Here is a 19,225-nt window from a genome sequence, read left to right as displayed (position 1 = left end):
AGCAAGCTCGGATGTCTGTGCATGCAATTGAAAGGAGTCGCACATGGCCAAGCGTTCCCGCCCGGCAGCCTTCATCGACGACCCGCTGTGGTACAAGGACGCCGTCATCTACCAGCTGCACATCAAGTCGTTCTTCGACTCGAACAATGACGGCATCGGCGACTTCGCCGGCCTGATCAGCAAGCTCGACTACATCGCCGAACTGGGCGTCAACACCCTGTGGCTGCTGCCGTTCTATCCCTCGCCACGCCGTGACGACGGCTACGACATCGCCGAATACAAGGGCGTGCACCCCGACTACGGCAGCATGGCCGACGCCCGCCGTTTCATCGCCGAGGCCCACAAGCGCGGCCTGCGGGTGATCACTGAGCTGGTCATCAACCACACCAGCGACCAGCACCCGTGGTTCCAGCGTGCCCGCCACGCCAAGCGCGGCAGCAAGGCGCGCGAGTTCTACGTGTGGTCGGACGACGACCAGAAGTACGACGGCACGCGCATCATCTTCCTCGACACCGAGAAGTCCAACTGGACCTGGGACCCGGTCGCCGGCCAGTACTTCTGGCACCGGTTCTATTCCCACCAGCCGGACCTCAATTTCGACAACCCGCAGGTGCTCAAGGCGGTGATCGGCGTCATGCGCTTCTGGCTCGACCTGGGTGTAGATGGCCTGCGGCTGGACGCGATCCCTTACCTGATCGAACGCGACGGCACCAACAACGAAAACCTCGCCGAAACCCACGACGTGCTCAAGGCGATCCGCGCCGAGATCGACGCCAACTACCCCGATCGCATGCTGCTGGCCGAAGCCAACCAGTGGCCGGAAGACACGCGCCCGTACTTCGGTGAAGGCGACGGCGACGAATGCCATATGGCTTTCCACTTTCCGTTGATGCCGCGCATGTACATGGCCCTGGCCATGGAAGACCGCTTCCCGATCACCGACATCCTGCGCCAGACCCCGGAAATTCCGGCCAACTGCCAGTGGGCAATCTTTTTGCGCAACCATGATGAACTGACCCTGGAAATGGTCACCGACCGCGAGCGCGACTACCTGTGGAACTACTATGCCGAAGACCGCCGCGCGCGCATCAACCTGGGCATTCGCCGGCGCCTGGCGCCCCTGCTGCAGCGTGACCGGCGGCGCATAGAGCTGTTGACCAGCCTGCTATTGTCGATGCCCGGCACGCCAACCCTGTATTACGGCGACGAACTGGGCATGGGCGACAATATCTATCTGGGTGACCGCGATGGCGTTCGCACACCCATGCAGTGGTCGCCAGACCGCAACGGCGGTTTTTCCCGCGCCGACCCGCAGCGCCTGGTGCTGCCGCCGATCATGGACCCGCTCTACGGTTACCAGACCGTCAACGTCGAGGCACAAAGCCACGATCCGCATTCGCTGCTGAACTGGACCCGGCGCATGCTGGCGGTGCGCAAGCAGCAGAAGGCCTTTGGCCGCGGCAGCCTGCGCACCCTCACGCCCAGCAACCGGCGCATCCTTGCCTATATCCGCGAATACACCGATGCCGACGGCAATACCGAAGTCATTCTCTGTGTGGCGAACGTGTCCCGCGCCGCCCAGGCTGCCGAACTCGAATTGTCACAATACGCCGACAAAGTACCGGTGGAGATGCTTGGCGGCAGCGCGTTTCCGCCAATCGGCCAACTGCCGTTTCTGCTGACATTGCCACCTTATGCCTTCTACTGGTTCCTGCTGGCCAGCCGCGATCGGATGCCCAGCTGGCACATTCAGGCCACCGAGGGGTTACCCGAATTGACCACATTGGTACTGCGCAAGCGCATGGAAGAACTGCTGCAAGCCCCCGCAAGCGATACGCTGCAAAGCACCATTCTGCCGCAGTACCTGCCCAAACGCCGCTGGTTCGCTGGCAAGGAAGGGCCGATCGACGCCGTGCGCCTGTGTTACGGCGTGCGGTTCGGCACCGCCACCACGCCGGTGCTGCTCAGCGAAATCGAAGTACTCAGCGACGGCACCGCCACCCGCTACCAGCTGCCGTTCGGCCTGCTGCGTGAGGAACAGATCCATACCGCGCTGCCGCAGCAACTGGCGTTGTCGCGGGTGCGCCGTACCCACCAGGTTGGCTTGATCACCGACGCCTTCGTCCTGGAGCCGTTCATTCACGCCGTGATGCAAGCCTGCCAGGATGGGCTGCGCTTGCCGTGTGGCGACGCTGAGGGTGAATTGCGCTTCGAATGCACAGAGCCGCTGGCCGGCCTGGCGCTCGACGAGGAGAGCGAAGTGCGCTACCTCAGCGCCGAGCAGTCCAACAGTTCGGTGGTCATCGGCGATCGCGTGGTGCTTAAACTGATCCGCCGGGTCAACCCGGGTATCCATCCAGAGCTGGAAATGAGCGCCTACCTGACCGCCGCCGGCTTTGCCAATATCTCGCCGCTGCTGGCCTGGGTCAGCCGGGTGGACGAGCAACACGCGCCGCACCTGCTGATGATTGCCCAGGGTTACCTGAGTAACCAGGGCGATGCCTGGGGCTGGACCCAGAACACCCTTGAACGGGCCATCCGCGACCAGATGGAGCCTACCCGCAACGACGGCGAAGCGCACACTGATGCATTGGCCGAGCTCAGCGGCTTTGCGGCCTTGCTTGGCCAGCGCCTGGGCGAGATGCACCTGCTGCTGGCTGCACCCACCGAAGACCCGGCCTTCCAGCCGCGCCCCAGCGATGCACAGGACAGCGAGCGCTGGCGTGCACAGATCAGTACCGAACTGATCCACGCCCTCGACCTGCTGGCCCAGCACCGTGACACGCTGGACAGCGACAGCCAGGCCTTGGTCGACGACCTGCAGCAACAGCGCGAGGGCCTGGCCCAGCATATCGACAAGCTGACCGCGCAGGCCCAGGGTGGCCTGCTGATGCGTGTGCACGGCGACCTGCACCTGGGCCAGGTGCTGGTGGTGCAGGGTGATGCCTACCTCATCGATTTTGAAGGCGAGCCTGCCCGGCCACTTGAAGAGCGCCGGGCAAAACACAGCCCCTACAAGGATGTCAGCGGCGTGCTGCGATCCTTCGACTATGCTGCTGCGATGATCTTGCGCAGCGCGTCTGCGGTGGACCTTTCCGAGCCGGCGCGGCAAGCCCGACAGCGGGTTGCCCGGCAGTACCTGCACCAGTCCCGGCATGCCTTTGTCGAAGCCTATGGCCTGGCCACCGCCGCCATGCCTCACGCCTGGCAGTACGCCGAGGGCGAGCGCGCGGCACTGGAGCTGTTCTGCCTGGAAAAAGCCGCCTACGAGATCACATACGAAGCCGAAAACCGTCCGAGCTGGCTGGCCGTGCCTTTGCATGGTCTGCATGGACTGATCAGTACCTGGGGAGAGTCAGAATGAACGTTACAACGCGTGAAAACGGTGGCCTTCGGCAACGGGACCTCGACGCCCTGGCCCGCGCCGAGCACGCCGATCCCTTTGCGGTACTCGGCCCCCACGGCGATGGTGCAGGTGGGCAGGTGGTCCGCGCCTTTTTGCCCAATGCCCTGAAAGTGCGCGTCCAGGCCCGGGATGACGGGCGGGTACTTGCCGAAATGGAGCAGGGCAGCCTGCCCGGGTTGTTCAGCGCGCACCTCGATGAGGCACAGCCCTACCAGCTTCATATCGTCTGGGCCGGTGGCGAACAGGTTACCGAAGACCCCTACAGCTTCGGCCCGCAACTGGGTGACATGGACCTTCACCTGTTCGCTGAAGGCAATCACCGCGATTTGTCCGGGCGCTTCGGTGCCCAGCCGACTCAGGTCGATGGCATCGACGGCGTGTGTTTCTCGGTCTGGGCGCCGAATGCCCGGCGGGTGTCGGTGGTGGGTGATTTCAACAACTGGGATGGCCGCCGTCACCCCATGCGCCTGCGCCACAGCGCCGGGGTGTGGGAGCTGTTCATTCCGCGTCTGGGCGTGGGCGAAACCTACAAGTTCGAAGTGCTCGGCAAGGACGGCATACTGCCGCTGAAGGCCGACCCGCTGGCCCGTGCCACCGAGCTGCCGCCGAGCACGGCGTCCAAGGTTGCCGGTGAACTCAGCCACGCCTGGCAGGACCATGACTGGATGGCGCAACGCGCCCAGCGCCATGCCTACAACGCGCCGTTGTCGATCTACGAACTGCACCCAGGGTCATGGCGCTGCGAGCTGGACGAAGCGGGCGAAGTCGGGCGTTTCTACAATTGGCGCGAACTGGCCGAGCGGCTGGTGCCCTATGTGCAGGAACTGGGCTTTACCCACATCGAGCTGCTGCCGATCATGGAGCACCCGTTCGGCGGCTCCTGGGGCTATCAACCACTGTCGATGTTCGCGCCCACCTCGCGCTACGGCAGTGCTGAGGATTTCGCCGCGTTCATCGACGCCTGCCACCAGGGAGGCATTGGTGTGCTGCTGGACTGGGTGCCGGCGCATTTCCCCACCGATGAACACGGTCTGGCTCGCTTTGACGGCACCGCGCTGTATGAATACGACAACCCACTGGAAGGTTACCACCAGGACTGGAACACGCTGATCTACAACCTCGGCCGCAATGAAGTACGCGGCTTCATGATGGCCTCGGCGCTGCACTGGCTTAAGCACTTCCACATCGACGGCCTGCGCGTCGATGCGGTGGCCTCGATGCTGTACCGCGACTACTCGCGCAAGGCCGGCGAATGGGTCCCCAACCGCCACGGCGGGCGCGAGAACCTGGAAGCCATCGACTTCATCCGCCACCTTAACGGCGTGGCTGCCCATGAGGCCCCGGGTGCGTTGATCATCGCCGAAGAGTCCACCGCCTGGCCCGGGGTCAGCCAGCCTACCCAACAGGGCGGCCTGGGTTTTGCCTACAAGTGGAACATGGGCTGGATGCACGACACCCTGCACTACATCCAGAACGACCCGGTGCACCGCACCTACCACCACAACGAGATGAGCTTCGGGCTGATCTATGCCTATTCCGAGCACTTCATCCTGCCCATCTCCCATGATGAAGTGGTGCACGGCAAGCACTCGCTGATCGACAAGATGCCCGGCGACCGCTGGCAGAAGTTCGCCAACCTGCGTGCCTACCTCACCTTCATGTGGGCACACCCGGGCAAGAAGCTGCTGTTCATGGGCTGCGAGTTCGGCCAGTGGCGTGAGTGGAACCACGACAGCGAACTGGACTGGTACCTGCTGCAATACCCCGAGCACCAGGGTGTGCAGCGGTTGGTGGGCGACCTCAACCGCCTGTACCGCGAAGAGCCGGCGGTGCACGAGCAGGATTGCCAGCCGCAGGGCTTCCAGTGGCTGATCGGTGACGACGCGCAGAACAGCGTGTACGCCTGGCTGCGCTGGAGCAGCAGCGGCGAGCCGGTGCTGGTGGTGGCCAACTTCACCCCGGTACCCCGTGAGGGCTATCGCATTGGCGTGCCGTTCGGCGAGCGTTGGCAGGAGCTGCTGAACAGTGATGCCGAGCTGTATGCCGGGTCGAACGTGGGTAATCTGGGGGCGGTGGCCAGTGAAGCAGTGGCCAGCCACGGGCAGCCATTATCGCTGGCCCTGAACCTGCCGCCGCTGGGGGTGTTGATCATGAAGCCCGCCTGACCGGTTGACCGCACTGGCCTTTTCGCCTGTAGGAGCGGGTTTACCCGCGAATCCGGTAGCGGCGGCAACCGTGAATGGCCTTTGGAAATTGGCCGGCAGGCCCGGCCCTTTCGCGGGTGAACCCGCTCCTACAACGGCCTGTGCCGAGCCACCGATGCGTGTGGCCCCGATCAGTGTGTAGGAGCGGGTTTACCCGCGAAGGGGCCGGCCCTGCCTACCACCGCATCCGCACCCCAAGGCTGCCGATCAGCCCGTTCAGGTCATTGTCGTCCACATCATTGCTGTAATCGGCGCTGACGAACAAAGCCACCGAAGGCGTCACCCGCGCAACCAGCCCCAAGCCCAACTCCACCGTGGTCGAATAGCGCGAGCTGGAAATCTTGTCGACCTGGTCCAGCTTCACCTCATCGGCATTGCTGAAGTCATACCACACGTTGGTCCGCACATAGGGCTCGATCGGCATGCCGCGCACTTCGTAGCGTCCGGACAGCTTGGCGCCAACCCGGCCGCTCCAGCTCGGCTGGCTGTCGAACGCCCGCAAGGTCTCCTCCTGTACCTGGTTGCCAGGGAAGAACTGCTGGTTGATCAACTGTGCCTGGGGCTCGATCACCCAGTTGCCACTCAGGCGGATCGGGTACCCGCCCTCTACCGAGAAGGTCATTGCGTGGCCACTGTCGTCCAGGCGCTGGCCGTTTTCGCCACGGCCCATTACGTCGATCCGCGAACCCATGGCCACGGCATTCAGGTGCCAGCCCTGTTCATGGGTCATGCTCCAGTACACCCCCAGGCTTTCCCCGCTCAGGTTCACCGCTTTGCGCTGCTTGTCGCCCAGCAGAGGGCGCGTGCCCTTGAAGCTGCTTTGCAGGTTGTTGTGCCCCACGAATATCCCCGCCCGGTGCACATTGCCCGCGGCCGTTTCACGCACGAACAGGTCCGGGCCGATCATCAGTTGCTGGCTGGGCGCCTCCAACTGTGCCGGGGGCAGCGCGCGGCTGCGGGCACTGGTGGGGAAGAATTGCGCCCACTGACTGGCGATCAGGTCGGGTGCCGCCTGCCGGTGTCGTTCGCTCATCTGCTGCGAAAACGTATTGAGGGTGCCGAGACTCAACCCACTGGCACTGACCGGGTCGAGCGACAGTTGCATCGCCACGGGTTGCTGCAGAAAGCCGGGGGAGGTGGGGTCACCCTGCAGTTCGTACGCGATCGTTTCCACCGGGGTTGCCAGAAGCAGCGACGTGGAAACCGCGTAGAAAATGCTGTCGAAGCGCAAGGGGTTCGAGGTGCTTTTCATGGCGGATCTCCTTTTTTTGTGGTGCAGCCCGAGAACCTGGCCTGTTGTCACGAGCTGTACGGCAAAAACAGTGGGCGACCCAAACCAGCGCGCCAGTTAGCGCAAACGCGCACGAAGGCGCGAGCTAGAGGCCCGGCGCAAGATTTTTACAGCTTGGTATTGTTCAGCTAAGGAGAGGTCACCGCTTGCGTCAAGAAAACGTGAACGAAGTGTTCAAGGCGCGTCTTAACGATTAACTCATTGTTTTTTCGAACTAAGATGCAGGGTATAGCGGGGTTCGCTATTTGCCGTGCCGTGGCTATGAAGAATGATTGCTAAAGCCGCACTTCAACGGCCAGTGGCAGGTGGTCTGACAGGTGCGACCAAGGTTTGTGCCCCAGAATCCTCGGCCCATGGCTTTCGGCGTTACGCAGGTAGATGCGGTCCAGGCGCAACAGTGGCAGGCGGGCAGGGTAGGTGCGGGCGAGGTGGCCATGGTGGCGCTCGAAGGCTTCGTGCAAGTCACGTTGCAGGCCAAGGGTGCGGTTGCCGTGGCTTTTCCAGTCGTTGAAGTCGCCGGCGATGATCACCGGGGCGTTGCCCGGCAGGGAGTCCAGCAGTTTACGCAGCAACTGCAGCTGCTTCTGCCGGTGGCTTTCCAGCAACGACAGGTGCACGCAGACCGCATGCACCTGGCCTTGCCCCGGCACCTCCAGCACACAGTGCAGCAGGCCGCGGCGTTCGGGGCCGGTGATCGACACGTCAAGGTTGCGGTGCTCGATGATCGGGTATTTGGACAGCAACGCATTGCCGTGGTGGCCGTCAGGGTAGACCGCGTTGCGACCATAGGCGAAGTCGCTCCACATGCTGTCGGCGAGGAATTCGTACTGCGAGGTCTGCGGCCAGCCGGGGTAGCGCGCAGCGTGGCGGTCGTGGCTACCCAGCACTTCCTGAAGGAAGACAATGTCGGCCTGTGTGCTGCGCACGGCCTCGCGCAGCTCTGGCAAGATAAAGCGCCGGTTGAAGGCGGTGAAGCCCTTGTGGGTGTTCACCGTCAGTACCCGCAGGCGTTTCACGGCCGGGGCCTGGCTGACACTGGCGAAACCATTACTGCCGGCTTCGAGGCTCACAATTCCTCCTGAAGTTAACCCTGCCTCACTGTCGCCGCCAGACCTTGTGGGGGCCGGTACACCGTTCCCACCGGGTTTGGCGTGGCGATTACAACGTAGGACCTTCCTGGGCTATCACTGTTCACTCCTCGTCGTACTGCAACACCATCAGCAGCATCGACCGACCCTTCACCTCGAAGGTACTGTCGAACTGCAGGTGCTGCCCCTTGCGCAACTCCGGCCGGTCGGTATCGACCAGGCAGCTCCAGTAATCGCCTTCAGGCACGGCCGGCAGCTTGAATGGCACGATGTCATGGTGGGCATTGACGATCAGCAGCACGGTGGCTTCGGCACCTGGCCGGGCGATACCGCTGACCTGCGCGCGGCCATCTATCAGCATGCCCAGGCAGCGCCCGTGCGGGTCTTCCCATTGCTCAACGCTCATCTCGCTGCCATCGGGTGCCAGCCAGGTCACGTCCTTGACCCCAATTGCTTCATTGTAGTCCCCCACCAGAAAGCGTGAGCGGCGCAGCACCGGGTAGGCCAGGCGCAGACGCGTCAGACGCTTGACGAAGGCCAGCAGCTCTTCGCCTTCCTGGTCCAGGTCCCAGTTCACCCAACCGATCTCGCTGTCTTGGCAGTAGGCGTTGTTGTTGCCGTGCTGGGTGCGGCTGAACTCGTCGCCGGCAACGATCATTGGCGTGCCCTGGGCCAGCAGCAGGGTGGCGAAGTAGTTGCGCATCTGGCGCATGCGCAGGGCATTGATCGCCGGGTCGTCGGTCGGCCCTTCGACGCCGCAGTTCCACGACAGGTTGTTGTCGGTGCCGTCCTGGTTGTTTTCGTCGTTGTCTTCGTTGTGCTTGTGGTTGTAGGACACCAGGTCGCGCAGGGTGAAACCATCGTGGGCGGTGATGAAGTTGACCGAGGAATAGGGCCGGCGCCCGCGGTTGTTGAACATGTCGCCCGAGGCGGTCAAGCGCGCGGCAAAATCGGCCAACTGGCCTTCGTCGCCTTTCCAGAAGGCGCGTGCGGTATCGCGAAAGCGGTCGTTCCATTCCGCCCAGCCCGGGGCGAAGTTGCCCACCTGGTAGCCGCCGGGGCCGCAGTCCCACGGTTCGGCAATCAGCTTGACCTGGCTCAGCATCGGGTCCTGACGGCAGGCGACAAGGAAGCCATGACGCTCGCTGTAGCCATCGTGGTAACGGCCAAGGATGGTCGCCAGGTCGAAGCGAAAACCGTCCACGTGCATTTCGCCGGCCCAGTAGCGAAGCGAATCGGTGACCAACTGCAGCACGCAGGGATGGCTCAGGTCCAGGGTGTTGCCGGTGCCCGAGTCGTTGATGTAGTAGCGCTTGTCGTCCGGCATCAGGCGGTAGTACGAGGCATTGTCGATACCGCGCATCGACAGGGTCGGGCCGCGCTCGTTGCCTTCGGCGGTGTGGTTGTAGACCACGTCCAGGATCACCTCCAGCCCGGCGTCGTGCAGGTGCGCAACCATCTCCTTGAACTCGGCGATCTTGCCGCTGGCCAGGTAGCGCGGGTGCGGGGCGAAAAAGGCGATGCTGTTGTAGCCCCAGTAGTTGTTCAGGCCCTTGTCCAGCAGGTGCTGGTCGTTGACAAAGGCGTGAATCGGCAGCAGCTCGATGCTCGACACGCCAAGGTCCTTGATGTGCTTGAGCAGCTCGTCGTTGGCCAGGCCGGCGAAGGTGCCACGCAGTTCTTCAGGCACACCCGGGTGGCGCATGCTGATGCCGCGGGCATGCGCTTCATAGATGATCGTGCGCTCCCACGGGATCTGCACACGCTGGTCGCGGCCCCAGGTGAACGCAGGGTCGATGACCTTGCATTTGGGCACGAAAGGCGCGCTGTCGCGCTCGTCGAACGACAGATCGTCGTCGGGGTGGCCGATGGTGTAGCCGAACAGGGCCTCGGACCATTTCAGGCTACCGACCAGTTGCTTGGCATACGGGTCGATCAGCAGTTTGTTGGGGTTGAAGCGGTGGCCGTTTTCCGGCTCGTAGGGGCCGTACACCCGGTAGCCATAGACCAGGCCGGGGTGAGCGTCGGGGAGGTAGCCGTGGTAGATCTCATCAGTGTACTCGGGGAGTTCGATGCGCTCGATTTCCTGCTCGCCTGTGGAGTCGAACAGGCACAGCTCGACCTTGGTGGCGTTCGCCGAGAACAGGGCGAAGTTGACCCCTAGGCCATCCCAGGTGGCGCCGAGGGGGAAGGGTAGGCCTTCGCGGATGCGAGATGGTGCGACCGAGCGGGTTTTCTTTGTGGTGCGGGGGCTCATGACGATCCTCGAGTGGCCGTGATGGAAGGGGAATTGTGCTGTTCTGCATTGGCCTCTTCGCGGGTAAACCCGCTCCTACAGGTCCATCACAGGTGCATGTAGGAGCGGGTTTACCCGCGAAGAGGCCGGGACAGGCTCAACCGGCAGTAGGCTTTTTCGCCGCCCGGGGCTTTTTCGCCGCAGCAGGTTTGACCCCCGGCAGGGCCGCCGCTTTGGGTTCTGCAGGCGCCTTCGGCTTGGCTGCTGCTTTCTTGCGCGGAGCTGCCTTGGGCGCCAGCGCTTCGGCCTCGGCCAGCTTGCGGGCCATTTCCCAGTGGCGTTCTTCCTCCCCTACGGGCTTACCTTCGGATTCCCAGATCTGGTAGGCAAATTCGCGAATACGCTTCTCATCGACACTCATCATGACGCTCCTGATGCTCAAGATTGTTGTATCAACACGTTGACCGGAAACTCCGCCAGCACGGCGCTCAACAGCAACTCCTTTGAAGAGCTGACCGCCGCACTGGAGAAAAGTCCCGTCGAGTTGGCAGGTGACAAGGCAAACGGCAATACCAGCCGGGTGTCGTCCCAGTTCTGTGCCGGGATCAACGGTGTAGTGGCTCCTCCGAGCAGGCTGCTGGCCAGGCGCGGGGCGACGACGATGGCGTGCTCGCCTTCCCCCTGGCGAGCAAAGGCAATGACCTTGTCAGCATGGCGGCCCTGTACGGTCAGTGGCAGGTAGGCACCGCGGCGGAACAGCTCGGCATGGGCCTGGCGGCAGTCCAGCAGCCGCGCGATCAAGGCCTGTTTGACGCGGCCGTCTTGCCAGTGGGCCAACAGCTCGGCGGCCGGCGTGGCGTCGTCCAGCGTGCGACGCCTCAAAGCGTAGTCCACGGCGCGGCGGTTGTCCGGGTCGACCAGGCTGAAGTCCCAGTATTCGTTACCCTGGTACAGGTCGGGCACACCGGGTGTGGTCATGCGCAACAAGGCCTGGACCAGACCATTGAGTGCGCCGGGGCAGGCCAGCAGCTGCGCCGCGTCGGCCAGTGACTTGCGCAGTTGCTGGTTTTCGCTGTCCAGCAGCAGGCCGTCGAGGTAACGGGCACAGGCGCCCTCGTAGGCCTCGTTCGGCACGCTCCAGCTACTGCGCAACTTGGCCTCGCGCAGGGCCTTCTGCTGCCACTGGCGAATGCGCTCGGCGTAGTGACGCAGGGCGTTGTCGTCGTGCAGGTCGAGGTCCAAGGGCCAACTGCCGAGCAGGGTTTGTAGCAGCATCAACTCGTCGCCGGGGCTGGGCGCGGGCCCGTCGTCCAACTGCGCGCGCAGGGGGGCGGCCAACTCCCGCCAATGCTCCACCCGGCTGGCCAGCCACGTGCCGCGCTCGCTGAGTACGGCCAGGCGTGCACGTGTGTCTTCGCCGCGTTTGTGGTCGTGGGTGGCGGTGGTCAGCAGGTTGTCGGGGAAATCGCGCAGGCGCCGCTGGGCCTCGTTGTGGAAATGCATGGGCGGTGCACTGAAGCGCTCGGCCTCGAAGCCCACGTCGTTACGCGACAGCAGCCTGGCGCTGCGGTAGAAGGCGGTGTCTTCCACGGCTTTGGCGGCGCTGGGCGCAGTCAACTGCTGGAAGCGCACGCAGGCGTGGCGCAGTTGCTTGCGGGCACGCCCCGGTGGCAGGTGCCGCCAGGCTTGCCCGCCCAGCCACCGCTCAAGTTGGTCCAGTAGCGGCCAGTCAGCTTCGGCAAGGTCTTGGCGGGCGTTGGTCAGCGCCCGCTGGAAGAACCCTTCGTCCTGCGCCGGGCGCCCGCAGGCATTGAAGTAGGTGCGGTACACCGGGTAATGCGCTACCAATGCCTGCAAGGCCCGGCGAATCGCGCCCAAGGTCAGGTCACGGGTCATCAGGTCGTTGCGCGCCACCTGCAACAGTGCCTGGGCCACCGATTCGCAGTCACCGGCCAGGCTGGCGTTAAGCACCAGGTGGCGGGCCTGGCGCACTTCTTCGGGGAAGTCCGGGCGCTCGCTGACGTTGCTCCACAGTTCGCTCAGCGGCGCTTCGCCGGCCGGATCATGCTGCAGCAGCGACACCTGGTTCATGAACTCGTAGCCGGTGGTGCCGTCGGTAAGCCAGTCGCGGTGCAGGTGCTCGTCGGCACCCAGGATCTTTTCCACGTACAGGGGGAAGTGCTCCAGCCCTGCATTCAGCGGCCGCCGCGCCAGCAGGCCATCAACCCGCCGGCGCAGTTTGCGGCAGTAGCCACGCGGGTCGGCAAGGCCGTCGATATGGTCGATGCGCAGGCCGTCCACCAAACCGCGTTCGATCAGTTCGAACAGTTTGGCATGGGTGGCTTCGAACACCGCGGCGCGCTCCACCCGCAGGCCGCCCAGCTCGTTGATGTCGAAGAAGCGCCGCCAGTTGATGTCGTCGGCGGCGGTGCGCCAGCTGGCCAGGCGGTAGGTCTGGCGCTCCAGCAACAGGTGCAGGCGCTTGAAACCGGCCTCGCTGCGGCTGTCGAAGGCCACCAGGGCCGATTCGAGGTCGGCACCTTCGCGCACCAGGCGTGCCAGTTCGGCTTGCAGCGGCAGGCTGTCGGCCAGCGGGGTGGCTGAGTCGCCCAATGCGGTGAAGCGTTCGGCCAGAACCTTTAGCGCAGGCTCCGGGCTGAGCGCGAGAATCCAGCCGTAATCGACCGGACAGATCGGGAAACGATGCGCGTAATGGGCCACTTGCAGCTGCCCCTGCTGATTGTCGAACTGCAGCGGTATCTCGCCATTCCTGAGCGCCACGCCGTAGTCGCTGCCGAGGAACGGCAACAGCAGTTGCCCGGCCAGCAGTGGGTCGCTGGAGTGCCACTGGATGTCGAAGAACTCTGCATACGGGCTGCGCCGTCCCCAGGCCAGCAGGCTTTGCCACCAGGGGTTGTCGGCACCGCCCACGGCCATGTGGTTGGACACCGTGTCGAGGATCAGCCCCATGCCATGCTGGCGCAGGGCGGCGACCAGGCGCTCCAGCGCGGCCTCGCCGCCCAGCTCCGGGTTGACGCAGGTAGGATCGACCACGTCGTAGCCATGGCGCGAGCCTGCGCGGGCCTTGAGGATGGGCGAGGCATACAGGTGGCTGATGCCCAGCTGGGCGAAATACGGCACCAGCGGCACAGCGTGGTCGAGGGTGAAGTCGCTGTGAAATTGCAGGCGCAGGGTAGCGGTCAGTGGCTTCATCGGTCACGCTCCCACGCCTGTTCGCGGGCCTGGGCCAGCAGCTCCAGGCGCCGTGCGGCGTCCTCGTCGTCGAGCAGTTCGCGAACCGGACGGGCAAACCGCCGCCGCCAGTTGGGATGGCCGTTGGTGGTGCCCGGCAAATTGGGTTGCTCGTCGCAGCCCAGCAGGTCTTCCAACGGCACCAGCACCAGCGGCGCACGGGTATGGCCAACGAAGCGGATGGCCGCATCGATCAGCGCGTCATTGTCCTTCAGTTCGCCGTAGTTGGCTTCCAGGATGCGGCGCAGGCCGTCGCGTTCTTTCTGACGCTCGTGTCGCCAGTGCAACTCGGTAGCGGCGTCGATCAGTTGCAAACGGTGTCTCCAGTCGATGTCGCGGTTTGCCAGCCAGCCGGCCAGTGGCGCCAGGTCGTGGGTGCCGGTTGTGGCCAAGGCATTGTCGGGCCAGTCGAGAATCGGCTTGAACTGGCCCGGCTGGGTTTGCTCGAACGGCAGCACGCGCATGCCCAGCACGGCCTTTTCGGCCAGCTTTTCGCGCAGGCTGTCGGGCACGGTGCCCAGGTCTTCGCCAAGGATGATCGCCTGGTGACGCACCGACTCCAGCGCCAGCAGGCGCAGCAGGTCGTCTAGCGGGTAGTCGAGGTAGGCGCCTTCGCTGGGTTTGGCCCCTTGCGGGATCAGCCATAGCCGGCGCAGGCCCATCACATGGTCGATGCGCAGGCCGCCAGCGTGGGCGAGGTTGGCCCGCAGCATTTCGATGAAGGCGCGATAGCCATTGCGCTTGAGGCCCTCGGGCGAGAAGGCGCAAATACCCCAATCCTGGCCGATGTGGTTGAGGATGTCGGGCGGCGCACCCACGCTCAGGCCGGCCAGCAGTTCGTCCTGGCGGCTCCAGGCCTGGCTGCCGGCACCGTCGGCACCCACCGCCAGGTCGGCGATCAGGCCCACGACCATGCCATTGCTGCGGGCCGCTTCCTGGGCACGTTGCAGGCCACGTTCGGTCAGCCACTGGCAGAAGGCGTGGAACTCGACCTTGGCCGGGTAGGCGTTGGCTAAAGCCTCCACTTCCGGGTGGTAGGGGTCGTGCCAGGCTTTGGGCCAGTTGCGCCAGTCGGCACCGAGGCCGTGCTCCACCGCCTGGGCCTGCAGCACCTCGAAGCGGCAGTGGTGCTCCAGCGTCTGGCCGCCGGCTTCGCGGAAGCTGTCAAAGTCTGTGCGTAGCGGGTGGTCGCCTTGGCTGAAACCCTGGTAAAGCGCTTCAAGCAAACGCAGCCGGGCGCTGGCGGCGCGTGGCCAGTCGACCAGAGGGCGTTGCTCGAGCTCTTCGAGCTGTTGCTCCAGCCCGCACGCTTCGATCGCCATGCGCACCTCCCGTTCACCCAGCAGGGCCGCAGGGCTGGTGTACAGGGTGTTGAGCAGCAGGCGACTGGAAGGTGAGTAGGGGCTGTAGTGTTCCTGGTCGATGGCCGACAGGGCGTGAATCGGGCTGATAGCCAAGGCATCGGCGCCGCGCTCGGCGGCCGAGCGGGCCAACTGCTCCAGCGCCAGGCAGTCGCCGAAGCCACCGTCGCCGGGGCGGCGCAGGCTGTACAGCTGCACTGCCAGGCCCCAGCAGCGTGGTGGCGGCTGTTGCACCTTGTCTTCCAGGCTGTGGCAGCGTGTTGGCGCCACCGCTACGGTGAAGCGGCGGCTGTCGATTTCCACCTGGTGATAGCCGATGGGCAGCTCGCCGGGCAGGCGCGCCTGGTCATCGAGGCTGAGGGTGACCGAGGTGTGATCTTCCAGGGTGCAGTGGGCCACGCTGGCGGCACTGAAGTAGCGCGACAGCGCTAGCGGCTGGCCTAGGTCGGCGGTCAGCAAGGGCGGCAGGTGTTCGCTGTCTTCGGCGGTTTCCACCGCACGCAGGCTGGCGGCAACGGCCGCGTCATCGCCGGCCGGATGGCCAAGGCCTTCAAGGATGTTGCGCAGCACGTCGTCGCTGACACGCTGGGGCCTGGCATTGGCGTCAATCCAGTCGCGGTTCAGCCCGACGCTGGTTGCCAGACGATGCAGGGCAGTTTCGCTCATGGGCGCTCCTGGGCAGGGGGAAGCAGGCTGACCACGCAGCTGTACGCAGCCAGGTGGGTATCCGGATGGCGGGTGTCGCTGCTGTCGAACAGCCGAGTGGATGGCGCGGGCAGTTCGACCGCCTGCGGGGTGCCGGCCAGGTTCAGGTCGATGCGCAGCGTGTTGCCATTGCCCAGCCGCCAGCGCGCGGTCAGCGCTTTGTCAGCGTGCACCTCGGCGCCGAGGGCACGGCTGCCGGGCAAGTGCGGGATGACATGGCGGCGGCGCAGGTCGAGCAGTTGCTGGTAAAGGCCATGCCAGCCGGCGATCACCGCCTTGTTCTGCGGGCGTGAAGAGGCGAACGTCTGTTCGGCGTTGGGGTCGGGAATGTGCTCACGCTGCTTGGGGTCGGCGAACGCGCTGAAGTGGGCGAATTCGCCACGACGGCCTTCGCGTACCGCGTCGGCCAGCGCGTCATGGAAGTCGGTAAAAAACAGGAACGGCTGGCAACTGCCGGCTTCGTCGCCCATGAACAACAGCGGGATCATCGGTGCCAGCAGCAACAGGCCGGTGGCTGCACGCAAGGCTGGCGCGGGGCACAGGCGGGTCAGGCGCTCACCCAGGGCGCGGTTGCCGATCTGGTCGTGGTTCTGCAGGAACAACACGAAGGCGCTGGGCGGTAAATGCCCGCTGGGTTCACCGCGTGGTTTGCCATGCCGGTTGGCCTGGCCCTGGAACACGAAACCTTCGCCAAGGCACCGTGCCAGTTGGTCGATGGGGCGATGCCGGTAGTCGGCATAGTAGCCTTCGGTTTCACCAGTCAGCAGCACGTGCAGGGCATTGTGGCCGTCATCGTTCCACTGGGCGTCGTAACCCTGTTCCAGCAGCTCCGCCTGGTTGTGCTCGTTCTCCAGCACCAGCCACACGTGCCGGCCCGGTTCTATGGCGGCGCGCACCCGTTGGGCCAGCTCGATCAAAAAATCGGGCTGGTCGATGGCATGCACGGCATCCAGGCGCAGGCCGTCGCAGCGGTAGTCGCACAGCCACATCAGGGCGTTCTGGATAAAGTACTCGCGCACCTGCGGGCGGCGAAAGTCGATGGCCGCGCCCCAGGGTGTCTGCCGGTCTTCACGGAAGAACGGGCTAGCGTACTGGTGCAGGTAATTGCCGTCGGGGCCGAAGTGGTTGTACACCACATCGACCAGCACCATCAGCCCGTGGCTGTGGGCCTGGTCGACCAGTGCGCACAGTTGCTCGGGGCTGCCGTAGGTGTTCTGTGGGGCGTAAGGCAGTACGCCGTCGTAGCCCCAGTTGCGTTCGCCAGGGAACTGCCCCAGCGGCATCAATTCGATCGCGCTGATGCCCAGTTCGGCCAGGCGCGGCAATTGCCTGGCAACCCCGGCGTAACCCCCGAGCAGGCCAACATGCACCTCCTGGATCACGGCCTCATGCCAAGGCCGGCCTTGCCACGGGTGCTGCCAGGCATAACCGGCCACATCCACGACCTGGCTCGGCCCGTGTACGCCGTCGGGTTGGTAGCGCGAGGCCGGGTCGGCCACCTGCAGCTCACCGTCGATACGGTAGTGGTAACGGTCACCGGCCTGGCATGGCGCCACGCCGCTGTACCAGCCCTCATCATCCGGCAGCAATTCGATGGCCGGCTGCCGCTCCAGTTCCACGCTCACGCTGCGCGCATCCGGCGCCCAGAGGGCGAAGCGCGCCGACGTGGCGTCCAGCAAGTGTGCGCCATGTCTGTGCATCTTCTGACCCCCGCTCAGTAGTGGCTCAGCTGTGCCTGCTTGACCAGGTCCTCGTACAGGCGGGCGTAGGGTTCAACCGCCTGGCACCAGTTGAACGGCTGGGTCATCGACAGGCAGCGCATGGCGTTCAGCAGGTCCTTCTTGCCATATACATAAAAGGCGCGGCTGAGTGCCTGGCGGTAGCTCTCGACGGTAGACTCGTTGAACAGGAAGCCTGTTACGCCGCACTCGATGGTGTCGGCCAGGCCGCCGGTATTGCGTGCCACCGGCAGCGAGCCGAAGCGTTGCGCGTACATCTGGCTGAGGCCGCACGGCTCGTAGCGCGACGGCATCAGCAGGAAATCGCTGCCGGCGAACATGCGCCGGGCATCGGTTTCATTGAAGCCGATACGCACACCGATGCGGCCCGGGTGACGCAGCGCCAGCTCGCGCATGGCCTGTTCCTCTTCCGGTTCGCCGCGGCCGATGATCGCAATCTGCCCGCCCTGCTCGACGATGTAGTCGGCCACGCCCAGGGTCAGGTCCAGGCCCTTTTGATAGACCAGCCGCGACACCACGGCGAATAACGGGCCTTCGGAATCCTCCAGGCCGAACAGCTCACGTACCTCCTGGGTGTTGCGCGCTTTGCCCTCCCAGTCGTTGATGCTGAAGTTGTGCTGCAGGTGCTTGTCGGTGGCCGAGTCCCAGCTTTCGTCGATGCCGTTGGGGATGCCACCGAGCAGGCCTTGCTGGGCCTTGCTGGCGAGGAAGCCGTCCAGGCCGCAACCGAATTCCGGGGTGGTGATTTCCCGGGCGTAGGTGGCGCTGACTGTGGTGATGTGGCTGGAGTAGGCCAGCCCGGCCTTGAGGAACGACAGCTTGCCGTAGAACTCCATGCCTTCCTGCTGCATGGCATGTTCGGGTATCGCCAGCTCCGGGCTGCAGCCGCGGCTGTACACACCTTGGTACGCCAGGTTGTGGATGGTGAACAACGTGGGCGTATTCAGGCCGCGCCAGTGCATGTAGGCCGGGGCCAGGCCGGCGGGCCAGTCATGCGCGTGCACCACTTCCGGCGTCCAGTGGATCTTGCCTTCGCCAGCAGCGATTTCGGCAGCAGCCAGGCCCAGGCGGGCAAAGCGGATGTGGTTGTCGGGCCAGTCGCGGCCATTGTTGGCACCATAGGGTGTGCCGTCGCGCTGGTACAGTTCGGGGCAGATCAACACATAGATGACCAGGCCGTCGGCCATGTCCATGCGGCCGATCTTGCATGGCGGCAGGGCCGCATGGCCGCCCAGCTCACCCACGATATGTATCGGGTTGTCGCTTTCCATTACCTGGCGGTAGCCGGGGATAAGTACCCGCACATCGTGCAGGTGCGCCAGGGCACGGGGCAGGGCAGCGGACACGTCACCCAGGCCGCCGGTTTTCACCAGGTCGGCGATTTCCGAAGTCACGAACAGAATCTTGCGCATGTTCGGGTTGTGCTGGCGCTGGGCGCCCGGTGCCTTGCCTGTCGTGGCGAAATCCGGGGTGAGCGGCTCGCGGTTATCCGGTTTGAAAGCGTCTACGTGAGGCTCGACAGCGGCACTGATCATACTTCTCTCCGTCCCTATGCTTGGTCGGGTGCTGGCACCCGTGGCGATGTTTCGTGCTGGTTCTCTCTGCTTGCTGAATGCTGCGTAGTGCGTTCCATGCCCCAGTGTCGTGCGCGCACGCACGGCGCGATCGGCGTTCCGGCCGAAAGCGATTGGGCTGTTGGGTTGGTGGCCGTGGCTGGGAAGTCCCTTTGCGTTTGGCCCACTTAGTTCCTGACCTGCCCGCTTTCCGTAAAGTTCGACTTTTTTCGTCACTCTTCCATTGAGCAAATGGCGGGCCGAAACCTGAGTGTAGGAGAGAAATAGATAAAAAGGTGACCCACTGGTCACCATTGAGATGCTGCGGAATAGACGCAAACGTTGGCGTATGGAAGCGGATGTGAACGCATGGCTGGCGAAGAGAGTGAG

The 19,225-nt window shown here is 64.4% G+C and carries 10 protein-coding genes; 2 read left to right on the top strand and 8 right to left on the bottom strand.

Annotated features, from left to right (window positions below; all coding sequences use genetic code 11):
• Nucleotides 1-43 precede the first annotated feature (43 nt).
• On the top strand, nt 44-3,364 hold the full coding sequence (gene treS / locus INQ47_RS15880) for a maltose alpha-D-glucosyltransferase (RefSeq protein ID WP_404702076.1): 3,321 nt from the start codon (nt 44-46) through the stop codon (nt 3,362-3,364).
• A complete protein-coding gene (glgB, locus tag INQ47_RS15875) occupies nt 3,361-5,571 on the top strand; it encodes a 1,4-alpha-glucan branching protein GlgB (RefSeq protein WP_404702075.1) in 2,211 nt (736 codons plus the stop codon). Before treS ends, glgB begins: the two co-directional genes overlap by 4 nt.
• A 214-nt stretch (nt 5,572-5,785) precedes the next feature.
• Here glgB and INQ47_RS15870 read toward each other — a convergent pair whose 3' ends face one another.
• The 8 genes from INQ47_RS15870 to glgA form a co-directional block, all read right to left on the bottom strand.
• Nucleotides 5,786-6,862: an autotransporter outer membrane beta-barrel domain-containing protein gene (locus tag INQ47_RS15870; RefSeq protein ID WP_252458681.1), complete on the bottom strand. Its 1,077-nt coding sequence runs from the start codon at nt 6,860-6,862 to the stop codon at nt 5,786-5,788.
• 314 nt (nt 6,863-7,176) lie between these two features.
• The gene (locus INQ47_RS15865; RefSeq protein WP_252458682.1) at nt 7,177-7,971 is read right to left on the bottom strand and encodes an endonuclease/exonuclease/phosphatase family protein; all 795 of its coding nucleotides are present in this window, start codon (nt 7,969-7,971) and stop codon (nt 7,177-7,179) included.
• Nucleotides 7,972-8,092: 121 nt separating this feature from the next.
• Nucleotides 8,093-10,246 (bottom strand): glycogen debranching protein GlgX, encoded by a 2,154-nt coding sequence (gene glgX / locus INQ47_RS15860; protein WP_404702074.1) that lies wholly within the window; start codon nt 10,244-10,246, stop codon nt 8,093-8,095.
• A gap of 136 nt (nt 10,247-10,382) precedes the next feature.
• Nucleotides 10,383-10,649 carry a DUF2934 domain-containing protein gene (locus INQ47_RS15855; RefSeq protein WP_103462310.1) on the bottom strand — a complete coding sequence of 89 codons (267 nt, stop codon included), beginning with the start codon at nt 10,647-10,649 and terminating at the stop codon, nt 10,383-10,385.
• Between the two features lie 14 nt (nt 10,650-10,663).
• A complete protein-coding gene (locus tag INQ47_RS15850; protein ID WP_404702073.1) occupies nt 10,664-13,438 on the bottom strand; it encodes a malto-oligosyltrehalose synthase in 2,775 nt (924 codons plus the stop codon).
• Nucleotides 13,435-15,504, bottom strand: a complete 2,070-nt coding sequence (gene malQ / locus INQ47_RS15845) for a 4-alpha-glucanotransferase (protein WP_404702072.1) — start codon at nt 15,502-15,504, stop codon at nt 13,435-13,437. The genes INQ47_RS15850 and malQ overlap by 4 nt, the downstream gene beginning before the upstream one ends.
• On the bottom strand, nt 15,501-17,243 hold the full coding sequence (treZ, locus tag INQ47_RS15840; protein WP_404702071.1) for a malto-oligosyltrehalose trehalohydrolase: 1,743 nt from the start codon (nt 17,241-17,243) through the stop codon (nt 15,501-15,503). Before treZ ends, malQ begins: the two co-directional genes overlap by 4 nt.
• 14 nt (nt 17,244-17,257) lie before the next feature.
• A complete protein-coding gene (gene glgA, locus INQ47_RS15835) occupies nt 17,258-18,817 on the bottom strand; it encodes a glycogen synthase GlgA (protein ID WP_209967069.1) in 1,560 nt (519 codons plus the stop codon).
• Nucleotides 18,818-19,225: the final 408 nt, after the last annotated feature.

The sequence above is a fragment of the Pseudomonas sp. 3HC3 genome, assembly GCF_044904505.1.
GTDB lineage: Bacteria > Pseudomonadota > Gammaproteobacteria > Pseudomonadales > Pseudomonadaceae > Aquipseudomonas > Aquipseudomonas putida_Y.
Note: the sequence above shows the minus strand (reverse complement) of the source record. Positions and strands in the feature narration are given on the sequence as shown.

What these genes read in the sequence shown, in the direction of transcription:
- treS (WP_404702076.1), top strand. Translation starts at nt 44, where the DNA reads ATGGCCAAGCGTTCCCGCCCGGCAGCCTTCATCGACGACCCGCTGTGG.
- treZ (WP_404702071.1), bottom strand. Translation starts at nt 17,243, where the DNA reads ATGCACAGACATGGCGCACACTTGCTGGACGCCACGTCGGCGCGCTTC.
- glgX (WP_404702074.1), bottom strand. Translation starts at nt 10,246, where the DNA reads ATGAGCCCCCGCACCACAAAGAAAACCCGCTCGGTCGCACCATCTCGC.
- INQ47_RS15850 (WP_404702073.1), bottom strand. Translation starts at nt 13,438, where the DNA reads ATGAAGCCACTGACCGCTACCCTGCGCCTGCAATTTCACAGCGACTTC.
- INQ47_RS15855 (WP_103462310.1), bottom strand. Translation starts at nt 10,649, where the DNA reads ATGATGAGTGTCGATGAGAAGCGTATTCGCGAATTTGCCTACCAGATC.
- malQ (WP_404702072.1), bottom strand. Translation starts at nt 15,504, where the DNA reads ATGAGCGAAACTGCCCTGCATCGTCTGGCAACCAGCGTCGGGCTGAAC.
- INQ47_RS15870 (WP_252458681.1), bottom strand. Translation starts at nt 6,862, where the DNA reads ATGAAAAGCACCTCGAACCCCTTGCGCTTCGACAGCATTTTCTACGCG.
- glgB (WP_404702075.1), top strand. Translation starts at nt 3,361, where the DNA reads ATGAACGTTACAACGCGTGAAAACGGTGGCCTTCGGCAACGGGACCTC.
- glgA (WP_209967069.1), bottom strand. Translation starts at nt 18,817, where the DNA reads ATGATCAGTGCCGCTGTCGAGCCTCACGTAGACGCTTTCAAACCGGAT.